Origin of the sequence: Nonomuraea sp. NPDC050783 (genome assembly GCF_040802095.1) — a bacterium.
In the GTDB taxonomy this organism is placed as follows: domain Bacteria; phylum Actinomycetota; class Actinomycetes; order Streptosporangiales; family Streptosporangiaceae; genus Nonomuraea.
In genome coordinates this window covers 49,144-64,705 of sequence record NZ_JBFAHK010000037.1, presented here as the reverse complement: position 1 = coordinate 64,705, position 15,562 = coordinate 49,144, and the positions used below count along the sequence as shown (strand labels likewise).

14 protein-coding genes and 2 tRNA genes are annotated in these 15,562 nt (G+C 71.6%); 8 read left to right on the top strand and 8 right to left on the bottom strand.

What is annotated here, in order from left to right; all coding sequences use genetic code 11:
* Positions 1-598: 598 nt before the first annotated feature.
* The 6 genes from AB0H75_RS46995 to AB0H75_RS46970 all read right to left on the bottom strand — a co-directional run bounded on the left by AB0H75_RS46995 (position 599) and on the right by AB0H75_RS46970 (position 3,279).
* Positions 599-1,456 carry a helix-turn-helix domain-containing protein gene (locus tag AB0H75_RS46995; RefSeq protein ID WP_367807971.1) on the bottom strand — a complete coding sequence of 286 codons (858 nt, stop codon included), beginning with the start codon at positions 1,454-1,456 and terminating at the stop codon, positions 599-601.
* 13 nt (positions 1,457-1,469) lie between these two features.
* Entirely contained in the window at positions 1,470-1,988 is a 519-nt protein-coding gene (locus AB0H75_RS46990) for a DUF6879 family protein (RefSeq protein ID WP_367807969.1), read from the bottom strand.
* Positions 1,957-2,232 (bottom strand): hypothetical protein, encoded by a 276-nt coding sequence (locus tag AB0H75_RS46985; RefSeq protein ID WP_367807967.1) that lies wholly within the window; start codon positions 2,230-2,232, stop codon positions 1,957-1,959. The genes AB0H75_RS46990 and AB0H75_RS46985 overlap by 32 nt, the downstream gene beginning before the upstream one ends.
* A gap of 215 nt (positions 2,233-2,447) precedes the next feature.
* Positions 2,448-2,522 (bottom strand) — tRNA-Val (locus AB0H75_RS46980).
* A gap of 19 nt (positions 2,523-2,541) precedes the next feature.
* A tRNA-Gly gene (locus AB0H75_RS46975) sits at positions 2,542-2,613 on the bottom strand.
* A 42-nt stretch (positions 2,614-2,655) separates the two neighbouring features.
* On the bottom strand, positions 2,656-3,279 hold the full coding sequence (locus AB0H75_RS46970; protein WP_367807965.1) for an ACT domain-containing protein: 624 nt from the start codon (positions 3,277-3,279) through the stop codon (positions 2,656-2,658).
* Between the two features lie 92 nt (positions 3,280-3,371).
* Here AB0H75_RS46970 and dusB point away from each other — a divergent pair, with 92 nt between their 5' ends.
* Positions 3,372-4,481: a tRNA dihydrouridine synthase DusB gene (dusB, locus tag AB0H75_RS46965; protein ID WP_367807963.1), complete on the top strand. Its 1,110-nt coding sequence runs from the start codon at positions 3,372-3,374 to the stop codon at positions 4,479-4,481.
* Positions 4,482-4,529: 48 nt separating this feature from the next.
* Here dusB and AB0H75_RS46960 read toward each other — a convergent pair whose 3' ends face one another.
* Positions 4,530-5,309 carry a phytanoyl-CoA dioxygenase family protein gene (locus tag AB0H75_RS46960; RefSeq protein ID WP_367807961.1) on the bottom strand — a complete coding sequence of 260 codons (780 nt, stop codon included), beginning with the start codon at positions 5,307-5,309 and terminating at the stop codon, positions 4,530-4,532.
* A gap of 55 nt (positions 5,310-5,364) precedes the next feature.
* On the opposite strand from AB0H75_RS46960, the gene AB0H75_RS46955 reads away from it, so the two are divergent.
* Positions 5,365-6,342 (top strand): helix-turn-helix transcriptional regulator, encoded by a 978-nt coding sequence (locus AB0H75_RS46955; RefSeq protein WP_367807959.1) that lies wholly within the window; start codon positions 5,365-5,367, stop codon positions 6,340-6,342.
* A 99-nt stretch (positions 6,343-6,441) separates the two neighbouring features.
* Here AB0H75_RS46955 and AB0H75_RS46950 read toward each other — a convergent pair whose 3' ends face one another.
* Positions 6,442-7,596 carry an ROK family protein gene (locus tag AB0H75_RS46950; protein ID WP_367807957.1) on the bottom strand — a complete coding sequence of 385 codons (1,155 nt, stop codon included), beginning with the start codon at positions 7,594-7,596 and terminating at the stop codon, positions 6,442-6,444.
* 124 nt (positions 7,597-7,720) lie between these two features.
* Between AB0H75_RS46950 and AB0H75_RS46945 the strand changes: the two genes are divergently transcribed.
* Genes AB0H75_RS46945 through AB0H75_RS46920 form a run of 6 tightly spaced genes read left to right on the top strand, consistent with a single transcriptional unit; the run spans position 7,721 to position 15,549 of the window.
* Positions 7,721-9,025 (top strand): glycoside hydrolase family 36 protein, encoded by a 1,305-nt coding sequence (locus tag AB0H75_RS46945; protein WP_367807955.1) that lies wholly within the window; start codon positions 7,721-7,723, stop codon positions 9,023-9,025.
* A complete protein-coding gene (locus AB0H75_RS46940; protein ID WP_367807953.1) occupies positions 9,022-9,903 on the top strand; it encodes a carbohydrate ABC transporter permease in 882 nt (293 codons plus the stop codon). Before AB0H75_RS46945 ends, AB0H75_RS46940 begins: the two co-directional genes overlap by 4 nt.
* 11 nt (positions 9,904-9,914) lie before the next feature.
* Positions 9,915-10,724: a carbohydrate ABC transporter permease gene (locus AB0H75_RS46935; protein ID WP_367807951.1), complete on the top strand. Its 810-nt coding sequence runs from the start codon at positions 9,915-9,917 to the stop codon at positions 10,722-10,724.
* Positions 10,725-10,738: 14 nt separating this feature from the next.
* A complete protein-coding gene (locus tag AB0H75_RS46930) occupies positions 10,739-12,037 on the top strand; it encodes a sugar ABC transporter substrate-binding protein (RefSeq protein WP_367807949.1) in 1,299 nt (432 codons plus the stop codon).
* A 9-nt stretch (positions 12,038-12,046) separates the two neighbouring features.
* Positions 12,047-13,591, top strand: coding sequence for an alkaline phosphatase (locus AB0H75_RS46925; RefSeq protein WP_367807947.1), 1,545 nt, complete (start codon positions 12,047-12,049; stop codon positions 13,589-13,591).
* An 11-nt stretch (positions 13,592-13,602) separates the two neighbouring features.
* Positions 13,603-15,549 (top strand): NPCBM/NEW2 domain-containing protein, encoded by a 1,947-nt coding sequence (locus AB0H75_RS46920; RefSeq protein WP_367807945.1) that lies wholly within the window; start codon positions 13,603-13,605, stop codon positions 15,547-15,549.
* Positions 15,550-15,562: the final 13 nt, after the last annotated feature.

Here is a 15,562-nt window from a genome sequence, read left to right as displayed (position 1 = left end):
CCATCTCCTCCTCCTGCTGGTTGCCGCCGCACAGGCGGCGGAACTCCAGGACTCCGAGATCCTTCGCGTACAGATCCATCTGTCTGCCCTCCTCCTCCCGGGCGGGAAGGTGCCGGGAGGTCTACACCCTGGCCAAGGGAGAACCGGCAGGACATCTTGACCGAGGCTGTTCGTGTGCGCCGTCTCCGGAAAGGCCACGGATGGGATGAGCGCGGGCCTTCTGGCGAACGGGGAAGACCGGAGGAGTAACGCCCCAGTCGAGGTGGGCGCGAAGCGGGGCTGCCCATGGACGCCAGCAATCAGTGTTTGGCTGACATGGTCTTCCCGATTGATCTCCGATCGGGACAGGCATTCGTGGGAAGACGATCTGCTGCTGCCGTTTCGAGGCGTCTGGGCAGGCTTGGCTTGGCGCTTGATGGTCGGCCGTTCGATCAGCTCCCCGGAGACATCTTCGCCCAGGTGCTGGGAGATTCGCGCCAGGGCATCGCCCCGAACTCCCGTCAGAGCCTCGGGGACGGGCTGTCCAAGGTCTTCGTCCATCTCGGTGATGTGAGCGGCGGTCATGGCAATGACCGTAGAAGCCTGGTCGGATCAGGTACTAGGAGATTTCCCGAGATTGCAGCAAGCTCCGCGCCGCGTCTATCTCCGCTCGTGCGGCCTCGCCGTAAACGGCCTGGGACTGCAACAACGTGAAGATCCGCAGGTAGGTCTCTATCTCACTGGGACGCTTGGTGCGATAGCCCCCGATCCAGTGCTCGCTGCGAACCAGCGACTCGTCATACACGTAGAACCCTTCCCCCGGCCAGATGGTGCGGAGCCGGCCGAGAGGGATGATGCCCAGCGCCACGTTCGCGAAGCTGGCCGCGCGTTCGACGTAGTCGAGCTGATCCAGCATCACCGCGACGCTGCCGCGCTGGGCGTAGAGCGCCCCGGCCTCGATGACCAATGAGAACATGCACGTGCCGGACTCAAGGACGCGCAAGCGGTTCAGTCGCCCCTCGACGGCCCGGTCTATGTCGTCGGTCAGCCCGTGGAATCGGGCCACGCCTTCGATGACGGCCCGCGTGTACCCCGGCCTTTGGAGGAAGCCGGGAACGGTCTGCGGCTCGTAGGCGCGTATCAGCTTGGACTGTTCGTAGAGCGGCTTGATCCGGTCGCTCTGCTGCTTGAGCCCGGCACGCATCGCTTGCCGGTGCTCCTCCCACATCTCATCTATCTGTCGGTGGGCAGCGATCAGCTCAGGAACTTGGTCCTCGGCGTCGCACGCGCGGCACCAGGCCCGTATGTCGTCCTCGGTGGGATTCTGCCGCCCCAGTTCGATCCGGGAAATCTTGGAGTCGCGCATCCCGGATCGAGCCGAGAGCTGACGGCCGTTGAGATGGGCGTCCAGGCGCAGGCCGCGCAGCCTCTGCCCGAACGCCTTACGGGCGGCCTGGACCTGGTCTTGTTCGGACAAGGGCGGAACGCTGTCAGGCGGGCCGGTAGTCGCGATGCGGGACGGCCAGCTCCCACAGCGCCGAGAATGCGTCAGCGCACTGCTTGACGACGGCAGGGTCTCGGTAGAGCTGGATCTCGGCGCGTTTGTCCGTTCCGTCGAAGACGTTGAACACGACCGTCTCGCCGTCGAGCATCCAGAAGTCGTTCCCCGGCAGGCTCAACGTCGAGGTCAGCCGTCGCGGCACCCAGCGCAGGTCTTCCCCGGCTTCGACCTTGAGGCCGTTTGTCGCCTGGAAGCACCAGCGTTGGTAGGCCGAGAGCGGTTCTGACACCACGCACAAACGACGGTACGTCTTGCCTTCGGCAACCCCGGCCCTGACCCGGTCGCACCACGGCTTGAGGACGCGGGGGACCTCCTCCCGGTCACCTGCCTGCCAGTTGGCGAACAGCTCGGCGTCGATGCCGTAGTTGTCCCGCATCTCGACGTGGAGTGCTTCCCGGCTGATGCTGTTGACCAGATCAGCCCGTTCCTTGGGGGAGATCAACTCCATAGTGCTCCCTCACGTACTTCCGGACGAATGCGTCCATGGTGCGCTCGGAGAGCTCCCCGAACGTCTCATCTTCCCCGAGCCCGACGAGCTGTGCCCCTACTTGAGGCCCGCGCTTCTTGACTTGGACAACCCACGAGTCCCGGTCCGTCCGGTAGAACGTCTCGCATTCGTTGTCCTGATTGGAGTCGGGATCTTTGCAGTAGAAGCTAACGGAGAGATCGTCCCCACCACCGTAGGACTGCACGAGATTCCGCCCTCCTGGTCCACGCCGTGAGCCCTCCAAGAGTCACGCGAGGGATGGGCAGAGTCAACATGCCGGTACAACGATCTGACCTGGGGGTTCAGCGACTGTGGAAGGTCAGCATGAAGTCAGCACCTGTACTGATATGTACGACAAACAACCGCAAACAACAAGGAGCCCCAGACTCCCGGCGTGAGCCGTGAGCTGGGGCTGCGAGATGGTGGACGATACTGGGATTGAACCAGTGACCTCTTCCGTGTCAGGGAAGCGCTCTCCCGCTGAGCTAATCGTCCGTGTGGAGCCGGGACTCAGAGCGGAAGACGGGATTCGAACCCGCGACCCTCACCTTGGCAAGGTGATGCTCTACCACTGAGCCACTTCCGCGTTGCTGCTTGGACGATTCTAGCGGGTTTCCGGAGTGGATGCTTACCTGCGGAGCTGGCGGGCCACGCTGTGCTCGGTGGCCGGCAGGCTGAGGAAGATCTCCAGGATCCTGGTGAGGCGGTGGACCTCGATGCGGTGGAAGGCCGGGCCCTCCGAGCGGGCCAGGACGAGCGCCAGCGCCAGCGGCGGCAGCGGGGCGTGAATGAGGTGCGGCCCCCCGTCGAGCGTCAGGGCGGCCGGGCGGGACGGCGGCTCCTCCGGCAGCTCGACCTCCTGCGGGGCCCGCCAGCTCGCGTAGACCACCCGGCCGCCGGCGGTCGTGGCCGCCCAGTCGGCGCTGAACAGCACCGGCAGCGAGTCGACCAGCGTGGCCAGCGCGCGGTCGCCGGCCGTGGTGATGTACTTGAGGACCTCCAGCTCCGGGTAGGTGCCCGGCGCCTCCCTGGTCGGCCAGACGCCCTCGACCGCGACGCCCGCCACGCTCTCCAGGCTCTTCACGAGGTTCTGCCGGGACGTGGCCTCCGGGCAGAAGACCGTGATGTCGTCGAGGGCGGCGCCCGCGCCCCGATCGAGCACGATCACCTGGGTGATGTCGGCCCCCGCCGCCCCCAGGACCCGGGTGACCTCTCCCAGGGAGCCCGGCCGGTCGGGCAGTGTCACGCGCACACGAAGAAGCATCCGCCCCCCTCGCTGAAGATGCCGATCACAGACTATCCGCGAATACCGGTCACAGCCTGACCTGCGCTACAACTGGGCGGGTGAAGATTGGGGCTCTTGGGGTGTGGCCGCCGGTGGTGCTGGCGCCGATGGCGGGCATCACGAACGCGCCGTTCCGCGTGTTGTGCAGGGAGCAGGGCGCCGGGCTGTTCGTGTGCGAGATGATCACGACGCGCGCGCTGGTGGAGCGCAACCCCAAGACCATGCGGATGATCAGGTTCGACGACACCGAGCGGCCCAGGAGCATCCAGCTCTACGGGGTGGACCCCGACGTCGTGGGCCGGGCGGCCCGGATGATCGCCGAGGAGGACCTGGCCGACCACATCGACCTCAACTTCGGCTGCCCGGTGCCCAAGGTCACCAGGCGCGGAGGCGGCTCGGCGCTGCCGTACAAGCGCAACCTGCTGCGCCGCATCCTCAGGGCCGCGGTCGCGAACGCCGGCGCGCTGCCCGTGACGATGAAGATGCGCAAGGGCATCGACGACGACCACCTGACCTACCTGGACGCGGGCCGCATCGCTGCCGAGGAGGGCGTCGCCGCGATCGCGCTGCACGCCCGCACCGCCCGCCAGCACTACGGCGGGGTCGCCGACTGGGCGGCCATCGCCCGGCTGAAGGAGGCCGTGCCGGAGATCCCCGTGCTCGGCAACGGCGACATCTGGTGCGCCGACGACGCCCTGCGCATGGTCGCCGAGACCGGCTGCGACGGGGTGGTGGTCGGGCGCGGCTGCCTGGGACGGCCGTGGTTGTTCAAGGACCTGGAGAACGCCTTCAACGGCAGCCCCGAGCGGGCCCGCCCCACGCTGGGCGAGGTGGCCGCGGTGATGATGCGGCACGCCGAGGGGCTGGCCCGCTGCTTCGACGTCGAGCGGTACGCGGTGGCCGACTTCCGCAAGCACGTCGGCTGGTACCTCAAGGGCTTCGCCGTCGGCGCGGAGCTGCGGCGCGAGCTGGCCACGGCCGACTCGCTCGACGGGCTGCGGGCCGGCCTGGCCGAGCTGGAGCACGACCAGCCGTGGCCGCCCAACACCGACACCCCGCGCGGCAAGTCGGGCGAGCGGACCAAGGTCCTGCTCCCGGACGGCTGGCTGGACGATCCGTGGGACTGCGCGGTGCCGGAGGCGGCCGAGTCCGAGGTGTCGGGCGGCTGAGACCGGCCCGGCCCGGCTCGATCCGGCCCGATCCGGCCCGGTCCGGGGTCAGTGCGGGCCGGTGATCTCGGTGCCGCAGGGGCCGCCGCCCGTGGCCGGGAGCAGCCGCACCGGCTCGCCCGTCATCGTCAGCGTCGGGTAGAACTCCGCGATCCGCTCGGCCGAGCGGCCGACGTAGTGGCAGATGAAGCTGCGGCGGAAACGGTCGGCCGTGCTGTTGGGCTGCGAGCCGTGGACCAGGCTGCCGTTGAAGAACAACACGTCCCCCGGCTCCATGTCCACCGGGACCTTCTCCAGGCCGGGCGGCGGCGGGACGTACTCACGGGTGAAGGACACCTCCGGATCGGCGTCCTCCGGGCAGAACAGGTCCATGCGGTGCGTGCCGGGCACCACCTCCAGGCCGCCGTTCGCGCGGTCCACGCGGTCGAGCGCCACCCAGGCGGCCACGCACGTGCCCGGCTCCACCTGGAGGTAGAAGTTGTCCTGGTGCAGGGCCTGGCCGCGGGCGCCCGGCGGCTTGAAGTAGAACATGCTCTGGGCTGCTATCGGCTCCTCGCCCAGCAGCTCGCGCAGGATCGCGGCGATCCGCGCGTCCAGGAGGTAGCGCAGGGCGAGGTCGCTGATCTGGTGGGGGTGCATGATGCGCGGGTAGTCGCGCAGGACGTCGTACGGGCGGCCGGGCTCCTGCGGGACGGGCGTGAAGTGGCCGGGGACCGGGCCCGCGGCGTGGATGGCCATGAAGGCGTCACGCAGCCCGGCCACCTCCTCCGGGGCGAGGAGAGCGGGCACCAGGACGTAGCCTCGGTCGTGGAAGTCGTTCAGCCTCATGCCTCCACGCTAAGGAGCGGGATCGGGGAACGGTATGCCGGTGAATGCTGTGGACTTGTCCTTTCCTGCTGCCGATCCCGACCTCGCCGCCGAGCTGATGATCGTGGGGCACTACGACAAGGCTCCCGGATATGCCACGCGGCGCCGCGACGGGTCGCCGAGCTGGCTGCTCATGTGGACGCAGGCCGGGGCCGGGCTGGTGGAGCAGGGCGGGGCCGCGGTCGTCGCCGGGGCGGGGGACCTGGTGGTGCTGGGGCCGGGGGTCGCGCAGCACTACCGGGTGGCGCCGGGGGCGGGTCGGTGGCGGTTCTGGTGGGTGCACTTCCAGCCGCGGGCGGCCTGGGCGGCGTGGCTGGGGCCGTACGGGCGGGGGGACGGGCTGTACGCGGTGGGCGGGGTGCCGGGGGAGCTGCACGCCCGCATCGACGCCGCCTTCGCCCGCGCCCTCCGCGACGCCCACTGGGTCCCCCCGCTCCCACCCCACCCCCGGACCCCCCACACCCCGGCGAACGGCACGACCCGGGCGAGCGCCCCGGCGGGAGCGGCCGTGGGGGCGTCGGCGGGAGGGCCGGTGGGGGTGGCGGTGGTGATGGTGGGGGCGGCGCGGGAGTTGGTGCTGGGGGCCGTGGAGGAGGCGCTGGTGGTGGCGGCCGCGTCCGCGCGGTCCCACGGGGCCGGACCGGAGGGGGTGGGGCCGGAGGAGGACGAGCGGGTGCGGCGGGTGCTGGCGATCATCGCGGCCCGGCCCGCCGCGCCGCACTCCGTCGCCTCGCTGGCCCGCGCGGTGGCGCTGTCGCCCTCCCGCCTGGCGCACCTGTTCGCGGCCCGCACCGGGGACACCCCGATGCGGGCGGTGCGCCGGGCCCGCCTGCGGCACGCGGCCGGGCTGCTCGAGGTGACGGACCTGGACGTCGGCCAGGTGGCGGCGGCCTCGGGCTTCGCCAGCCCGTTCCACTTCAGCCGGGCCTTCCGCCGCGCGTACGGCCTCCCGCCGCGCGACTACCGCGCCCGCCTGCGCCGCCCTCCGGAATGAGGACCACGCTCAGGGGGCGGCGGGCCAGCGGGTAGCGGGCCGGCGGGTAGTGGGTCGGCGGGTGACGGGCCGGCGGGTAGCGGGTCGGTGGGCGGCGGGTCAGCGGGTGACGGGGAGGGGGCCGCGGTCGGGGCGGAAGAGCTGGTCGTCGAGGTGCTCGACGGCGTACTCGATGGCTCCCACCACCACGCACTCGTCGCCCAGTGTCGAGGCCCGCACCTCCGGCATCCGCATGCACCGCGCCTCCAGCCGCTCCCGCAGCCGGTCCAGCAGCACGTCGGCCGAGCGCGAGAACCCGCCCCCCAGCACCACCATCTGCGGGTCCAGGACGAGCACCATGGCGGCGGTGCCCACGGCGAGGTCGTCCACGTACCGCTCGACGGCCTCGACGGCGAGGGGGTCGCCGTTGCGGGCGGCGGCGAGGGTGTGCCCGGCCGCGTCCTCCGGCGGGACGCCCTCGGGCACGCAGGCGCAGGTGTTGAGGTGCTCGGGCGCGTCGAACCAGCGGGCCTCCGGCAACATCGAGATCTCGCCGGACGCCGCCCCGAACCCCCGGTGGACCTTCCCGTCGATCACCAGCCCGGCGCCCATGCGCCGCCCGACGTGCAGGAACACCACGTCCCTGACCCCCTGGGCGACGCCGCGCCGGGTCTCGGCCATGGCGGCGAGCCGGCTGTCGTTCTCGATGAGCACCTGGCAGGGGAACATCTCGCGCAGCCGCCCGGCGAGGTCGAGGTCGCGCCAGGCGGGGACCGCGGCGGAGTAGATGACCCGGCCCTCGACGTCGATGACGCCGATGGTGCCGACGGCGACGGTCCACAGGTCGGACACGGTGGTGCGGCTCAGCGCCAGGCAGCCGGAGACGGCCCGCTCGATCGCGGCCAGGCGCTCCTCCAGCGGGGCGTCGGGCAGCACCGGCTGCCGGGTCTCGGCCAGGATCTCCCCGTCCAGGTCGGACAGGGCGGCGCGGATGTTGTGACCCCCTATGTCGACGCCCACCAGGTAGCCGCTGTCGGCGCGGAAGCGGTAGCGGCGGGCGGGCCGGCCCATCGTGCCGGGGCTCGGCGGGACCTCCTCGACCCAGCCCAGCCCCATCAGCTCGTCGGTGACCTCCTTCATCGACGGCCGGGACAGCCCCGCCCGCTCGGCCAGCGCCGACAGGGTGAGCGGGCCCGCCCGGCGCAACGCGCGGATGGCGGTCAGCGAGTTGAGCTGGCGCAGCCGTGACAGGTCGCCGCCGCGTAGGTCCGCCATCGCCGTCCTTAGGTAGGTCTCCTATGGAACTCAGAGTATGCCAGGAAGGCAAGGGGTTACGGAGGCGGAATCCTTCGTGCTACTAATGAAGCGCTCCTTCGTAAGTCGAGAGGAATGAGGACTGATGTCGTTCGCTGACATCGGCGAGACCGCGTACGTGCCCGGCCGGGCGCGGGTGTTCGAGCACGGCTGGCAGTCGTGGAGCCCCACGGGCGCGTACCGGCTGGACGAGACCCCGCCCCGGCCCGCCGACGGGACGATCCAGATCCTCTGCTACCGCCCGGAGACCCCCGTCCCGGCGGGAACGTTCCAGGGCGAGGGGCTGCTGGCGGTCGAGACCGGTGACGGCTCGGTCGAGGTGTGGTCCGCGCCCGGCCCGCACGCCGTGCCGTCCATCCGGGCGCGGGCGGCGGGCGGGCGGCTGGTGATCTCGGCCGACGGCCCGGTCCGCCACCACCGCGCCGAGGGCGGCCTCGACGCGGCCCTGCGCGCCTGGGCCGACGACCTGGCCGGCGCGCCCCGCGAGTTCCCCGCCGTGCCGCCCATGTGGTGCACCTGGTACGGCTACTGGGACAAGGTCACCGACGCCGACGTCCTGGAGAACCTGGAGCTGGCCACCCGCCACGGCCTGCCCGCCGACATGTTCCTCATCGACGACGGCTACGAGGCCGGCATCGGCGACTGGCTGGAGCCGCGCCCCGGCTTCGGCTCCCTGCCCGCGGCCGTGGACGCGATCCTCGGCACCGGCCGCCGCGCCGGGATCTGGACCGCGCCCTTCCTGGTCGGCTCCGGCAGCCGTCTGTACCGGGAGCACCCCGAGTGGCTGGTCGGCGGCGCGTACGCCGGACGCATGTGGGACCAGGACCTGGCCGTCCTCGACGTCACCCACCCCGGCGCGGCCGAGCACCTGGCGGGGGTCTTCCGCGCCTTCGCCGCCCTGGGCATCACCCACTTCAAGCTCGACTACCTGTACGCGGGCGCCCTGCCCGGCCGCCGCCACGACGACCTCGACCCGATCGCCGCCTACCGCCGGGGCCTGGAGGTGATCCGCCGGGGCGCGGGGGAGTCGGCCACCCTGCACGGCTGCGGCGCCCCGATGGTGCCCAGCATCGGGCTGGTGGACATCATGCGGGTCAGCCCCGACATCGCGCCCACCCTGCACCCCCGGTCCGGCGACATCAGCCAGCCCTCGCAGCTCGGGGCCCGCCTCACGGGCGCGGCGCGGGAGTTCCTGCACGCCCGCTGGTGGGTCAACGACCCCGACTGCCTCATCGTGCGCCCCGAGGTGGAGGCCAGGGAGGAGTGGGCGGCCCACATCGCCGCGAGCGGCGGCCTGCGCGGCGCGAGCGATCCCATCGCGGCCCTGGACGACTGGGGCCTGGAGACCACCCGGCGGCTGCTGGTGCCCACCACGACGGACCCGTCGTGACCGGCCGCACGGCCCGCAACCGGCACGCCTACCTGTTCATCGCTCCCAGCCTCTTCGGGGTCGTGGCGTTCCTGCTGCTGCCCATGGTCATCGTCCTGGTGCTGAGCCTGTTCAACTGGGAGCTGCTGTCCGCCCCCGAGTTCGCCGGCCTGGACAACTACCGCCGCCTGGCGGGCGACGGCGAGACCTGGCACTCGCTCGCCGTCACCGCCGGCTACGTCCTGCTCTGCATCCCGCTGCAGACCGCCCTCGCCCTGGCCCTGGCGGTGCTGCTCGACCGGCGGGTGGCGGGCCTGCGCACCTACCGGGCGCTGTTCGTGGTGCCGTGGATGGCCACGCCGATCGTCCTCGGCCTGGTCTGGGACTGGATCTTCGACCCGCGCGACGGCGCGCTCAACAGCGCCCTCGCCCTGGTCGGGGTGGACGGCCCCGACTGGCTGTCGGACCCGGCGTGGGCGCTGCCGGCCGTCGCGCTGGTCAGCGTCTGGCAGCACACCGGCTACAACATGCTGTTCTTCCTGGCCGGGCTGCAGGGCGTGCCGCGCGAGCTGCACGACGCCGCCGCCGTGGACGGCGCCACCCCCGCCCAGCGCTTCTGGCGGGTGACGCTGCCGCTGCTCAACCCCACGATGTTCTTCGTCACGGTGACCAACCTCATCGGCGCCTTCCAGGTGTTCGACACGGTGTACGCGATGACCGGCGGCGGGCCCAGCCACAGCACCGAGGTGCTGAATTTCCGCATCTTCCAGACCGCGTTCAAGGAGTTCGACTTCGGCTACGCGGCCACGCTGTCGACGCTGCTGTTCGCCGTCATCTTCGCGGTGACGCTGGCGCAGGTCCGCTTCTTCGGCAAGCGCACCACCTACGACCTGAGCTGAGGGACGGACTCATGGCCAAGCGCATCCTGCTGTACGCCACGCTCACGATCGGCGCGTTCGTGTCGGTGTTCCCGTACCTGCTGGTGGTGCTCACCGCGTTCAAGACGCAGGCGCAGCTCAGCTCGACCGCGCCGTGGCTGCCCGGGCTGCCGCCCACCGCGGGCAACCTGGCCACGATGCTCGCCGGCGACTTCCCCCGCTACCTGCTCAACACGGCCGTGATGACGGCGCTGCTCACCGCCGGGCAGCTGGTGTTCACCACGTTCGCCGCCTACGCCTTCGCCCGGCTGCGCTTCCGCGGCAGGGACGTGCTGTTCTGGCTGTACGTGGCCACGATGATGGTGCCGAGCGCCGTCACCATGATCCCGCTGTTCCTCATCATGCGGGAGCTGGACCTGGTCAACACTTGGTACGGCCTGCTCGCCCCCTACATCCTCGGCACCCCGTACGGGATCTTCCTCATGCGGCAGTTCTTCAAGAGCCTGCCCGGCGGGCTGGAGGAGGCCGCCCGCATCGACGGCGCCGGGACGATGACGATCCTGCTGCGCGTGCTGCTGCCGCTGTGCCGGCCCGCGCTCGGCACCCTCGCCATCATCACGATCATCTCGTCCTGGAACAGCTTCCTGTGGCCGCTGATCATCACCAGCGGCGACGACACCCGCGTCATCACCGTCGCCATCGCCACCCTCAAGGACGGGATCGGCGTCGACTACCACCTCATGATGGCCGGCAGCCTGATCGCGCTGGTGCCGATGGTGGCCGTCTTCATCTTCTTCCAGAAGCACATCGTCAGGTCGGTGGTCCTCACCGGCCTCAAATAAGAAGAGGTCAGCGAATGACACACACCCCCCGGATTCGCTGGGCCGGGGCGCTGCTCGGCGCCGCCATGCTCCTCGTCCCCGGCTGCTCGTCCTCGGCGGAGCCCGGCAAGGTCACCCTGACCTACCGGCTCTGGGACGACCAGCAGAAGGCCGGCTACGAGAAGGTCATGGCCGCCTTCGAGAAGGCCAACCCCGGCATCGACGTCACCATCGAGCTGCTGCCCTACGACCAGTACTGGACGAAGCTCACCGCCGACGTGGTCGCCGGCAGCGCGCCCGACGTCTTCTGGATGACGCCGACCCAGTTCCCCGAGTTCGTCACCAAGGGCGTGCTCACCCCGGTCAAGGTGGACACCGCCAAGTACCACAAGACCGTCGTCGGCTCGTTCACCTACGAGGGCAAGCTGTACGGCGTCCCCAAGGACTGGGGCGTCGTCGGCCTGCTCTACAACAAGGACCTGTTCGCCAAGGCCGGCGTGGAGATGCCGGACAAGCTCACCTGGACCCCCGACGGCGGCGGCACCCTGCTCGACACGGCCCGCAAGCTCACCGTGGACGAGGCGGGCAAGCATCCCGGCGAGCCCGGCTTCGACCCGGCCAAGGTCAGGACGTACGGTTTCGCCTCCTGGAACCACTACCAGACCCAGTGGATGAACTGGGTCGTCTCCAACGGCGGCAAGCTCGTCGACAAGCCCTTCGGCACGTACACCTTCAACGACCCGGCGTCGGTGCAGGCCCTGCAGTTCGGCGTGGACCTGGTCAACAAGCACCACGTCTCCCCGCCCGCCACCCGGACCAACCCGCCGACCGGCAAGGTCACCGACATGTTCAAGGCGGGCGAGATCGCGATGTTCCCCGCCAACAACGCGCTGTTGCCGTTCGTGGCGCCCGAGGCCACTTTCGAGGTGGGCGTCGCCCCCATGCCGGAGGGCCCGGCCGGCCGCGCCGTCAACCTCAACGGTCTGGCCGAGACCGTCTACGCCAAGAGCGACCACCCGCAGGAGGCCATGAAGCTGGCCGAGTACCTGGGCACGGCCGAGGCGCAGAAGATCATGGCCGACGGCGGCTACGTCTTCCCCGCGCTCGACGGCCTGTCCCAGGGCTACGTGGACTACTGGAAGGCCAAGAAGGTGGACGTCTCGCCGTTCGTCGAGGAGTCCGAGGGCACCACGTTCCCGCTGCCGATCACGACCGGTTTCACCGGCTTCGAGACCAAGCTCAACCAGCTCTTCAACGAGATGTACCTCGGCAAGCTCACGCCGCAGCAGGCCGCCGACCAGGCGGTCGCCGAGGGCAACGCCACCGTCGAGTAAGGACCCCCCATGATCACCCGGCGTTCCCTGTTCGCCGGGGGCGCGAGCCTGGGCCTGTCCGCCGCACTGGGTGCCACCCCGGTGCGCGCGGCGGCCCGCCGCGCCCCCCTGTCCGACCCCTTCCAGCTCGGCGTCGCCTCCGGCGAGCCCACCTCCGACGGCGTGGTCCTGTGGACGCGCCTGGCCACGGACCCGGTCGCGCTCGACGGGCTCGGCGGCATGCCGGAGCGGGCCGTGCCCGTCCAGTGGGAGCTGGCCAAGGACGACGGCTTCCGCCGCGTCGTGCGCCGCGGCACCGAGGTGGCCCGCCCCGAGGCCGCCCACAGCGTGCACGTCGAGCTCGACGGCCTCGACCCCGGCGCGGAGTACTTCTACCGCTTCCGCGCCGGCGGCGAGATCAGCCCGGCCGGCCGTACCCTGACCGCTCCCGCCCCGGGCACCCGCTCCCGCGCGCTGAACCTGTCGTTCACCTCGTGCGCCGACTACCAGGCCGGCTGGTTCACCCCGTACCGGCGGATGGCCGAGGACCAGCCCGACCTCGTCGCCTTCCTCGGCGACTACATCTACGAGTACGGCGACTACAAGTACCCCGTCCGCGACCAGGCCGGCGGCGAGTGCCTGGACCTGGCCGGCTACCGGCTGCGCCACGCCCAGCACAAGGCCGACCCGGAGGCGCAGCTCGCCCACGCCGTCGCGCCCTGGGTCGTGGTGTGGGACGACCACGACATCGAGAACGCCTGGGCCGGCGACGTGCCCGAGCAGCCGGACCCGCCGTTCCTCCAGCGCCGGGCCGCCGCCTTCCAGGCGTACTACGAGAACATGCCGCTGCGCCGCGCCCAGAAGCCGGACGGCGCCGCGCTGCGGCTCTACCGCAGCATCCGCTGGGGCGCGGTGGCCAACCTGCACCTGCTCGACACCCGCCAGTACCGCGACCTGTACGCCTGCACCGGCAGGAGCGGCACCGTCGGCCCCGACTGCCTCGACCGGCTGGCCCCGAACCGGACCATCCTCGGCCAGGAGCAGGAGGCGTGGCTCGACGCCCGGCTCAAGGACTCCCGCGCCACCTGGGACCTGCTCGGCCAGCAGGTCTTCCTCATGGAGATGGACTGGACCGGCGGCGAGGCCAAGGGTTACTCCAACGAGGGCTGGGACGGCTACGTCGCCTCCCGCAACCGGCTGACCGCCGCCATCGACGCCTACCGGCGCAACGCCGTCGTCCTCACCGGCGACGTGCACTCTCACTGGGCGGGCGAGGTCAAGCGCGACTACGCCGACCCCGAGTCGAAGTCCGTCGCCGTCGAGCTGGTCACCACCTCGGTCACCAGCGCCGGCAACGGCATGGACGAGTACCCCGACACGCAGCGCCTGCTCGGCGAGAACCCGCACGTCAAGTTCTTCAACGGCCGCCGCGGCTACGTCCGCGCCCGGCTCACCCAGCAGGAGATGAAGGTCGACTTCCGCTCCCTGTCCCGCGTCACCGAGCCCTACGCCCCGGCCTACACCTCCGGCTCCTTCGTCATCGAGCCGGGCCGCCCCCAGCTCAACCCCGCCTGACAGGAACCCCCATGCGCATCCTCCCGGCCGCCGCCGCGGCGGCCCTCCTCAGCCTGCCCCTCATCCCGTTATCCGGCCCCTCGGCCGCGGCCGGCGCCGCCCTCCCGCCGATGGGCTGGAGCAGCCGCTCGCTCGGCTGCACGGTCTCAGAGGCGTCGGTCCGCAAGGCCGCCGACGCCCTGGCCCCCCTCGCCCCGCTCGGCTACCGGTACGTCATCCTCGACGACTGCTGGCTCGCCCCGCAGCGCGCGGACGGCGTGCTCGTCCCCGACCCGGCCCGCTTCCCCGGCGGCATCCCGGCGCTGGCCGGGTACCTGCACGGCAAGGGGCTCAAGCTGGGCCTGGCCCTGTCCGCCGGCACCCGGGCCTGCGCGGGCGGCGGGCCCGGGTCGTACAAGAGCGAGGCCGCCGACGCCGCCCGCGTCCGGGAATGGGGCGTGGACTACGTCAAGTACGACTGGTGCTCCGTCCCCACCGCCGACTTCCCCGGCCAGAACGTCCAGCAGATCGCCCAGACCCTCTACCCGCGCATGCGCGCCGCCCTCGGCGACGGCGTGGTGTTCGCGATGAACAACGAGGACGGCAGCACCGTCCCGTGGTTGTGGGGCAAGGACGCCGGGGCCACCACCTGGCGCACCAACGTCTACAACCGCCCCATCCCCGACGCCTACGCGAGCATGGTCGACATCTGGGAGACCAACCAGCTCAGGGCCGAGTACGCGGGCGGCGGCAGCTACGCCGACCCCGACCTCCTCCAGGCCGGTCGCGGTGGCATGACCGGCACCGAGTACCGCACCCAGGTCACCCTCTGGGCGATGGGCGCGGCCCCGCTGATCCTCCAGGCCGACCCGGCCGCCGCGCCGCCCGCGATCGTCGCCGACCCCGAGGTGGTCGCGGTGGATCAGGACGAGCTGGGCGCGCACGCCCGCCTGGCCAGGAGCGACGGCTGGTACCACGTGCTGGACAAGCCGCTCGCGGGCGGCGACCGGGCGATCGCGCTGTTCAACGAGAGCGACCGCGCCGCCACGATCCCGTGGTCCCTCGGCTCCGGCCGCTGGCGGGTCGAGGACCTGTGGACCGGCGCCGTGGCGACCACGACGGGGAAGCTGGCGGCCCAGGTGCCCGCGCACGCCGCCGTGCTCTACCGGGTCGCCGGGCGCCGCGACGGGGCGCCGCCGCTGGTGACGTTCGAGGCCGACCCGGCGAAGGCGCCCGGCGAGGACCGGCCCACCACCCTGGAGCCCGGCAAGGCGGGCGAGCTGGTCACCCGCGTCACGAACACCGGCGCCACCGCGAGCCTGCGCGACGTCACGGTCAAGGCCGCGAGCGTGCCGCAGGGCTGGCAGGTCACCGCCCGCACCCCGGCGGGGACCGGCCGCCTCGCCGGGGGTGACGCCTTCACCGTCACCTGGGCGGTCACCCCGCCGGCCGGGACCGCGCCGGGCACGTACGAGCTGGCCTTCGAGGCGGCCGGGCAGCGCGCCACGGCCGTCGTCGCCGTCGCGACCGCCCCGGGCGCCGGCCGTACCTTCCTCAGCGACCTGGCCTGGACCAGGGCGAGCAACTACTTCGGCCCGGTCGAGAGGGACGCCAGCAACGGCGAGCGCGCCGCCGGCGACGGCCGCCCGCTGACCGTCGAGGGCGTGCGCTTCGCCAAGGGCCTCGGCACGCACGCCCCCGCCGACATCGAGTTCTACACCGGCGGGCGCTGCACGACGGTCGAGTTCCAGGCCGGCATCGACGACGAGGTGGGCGCGGCCGGCTCCGCGGGCTTCGAGGTGTGGGCCGACGGCGGCCGGGTGGCCTACTCCGGCCTGCTCACCGGCGCCATGCCCGCCCGCCGGGTCACCGCGGACGTCACCGGCGCCCGCCACGTCCGGCTGGTGGCCACCAACGGCGGCGACAACGCCACCTCCGACCACGCCGACTTCGCCGACGCCGCCATCACCTGCGAGTAGGGAGTTCCCCTTT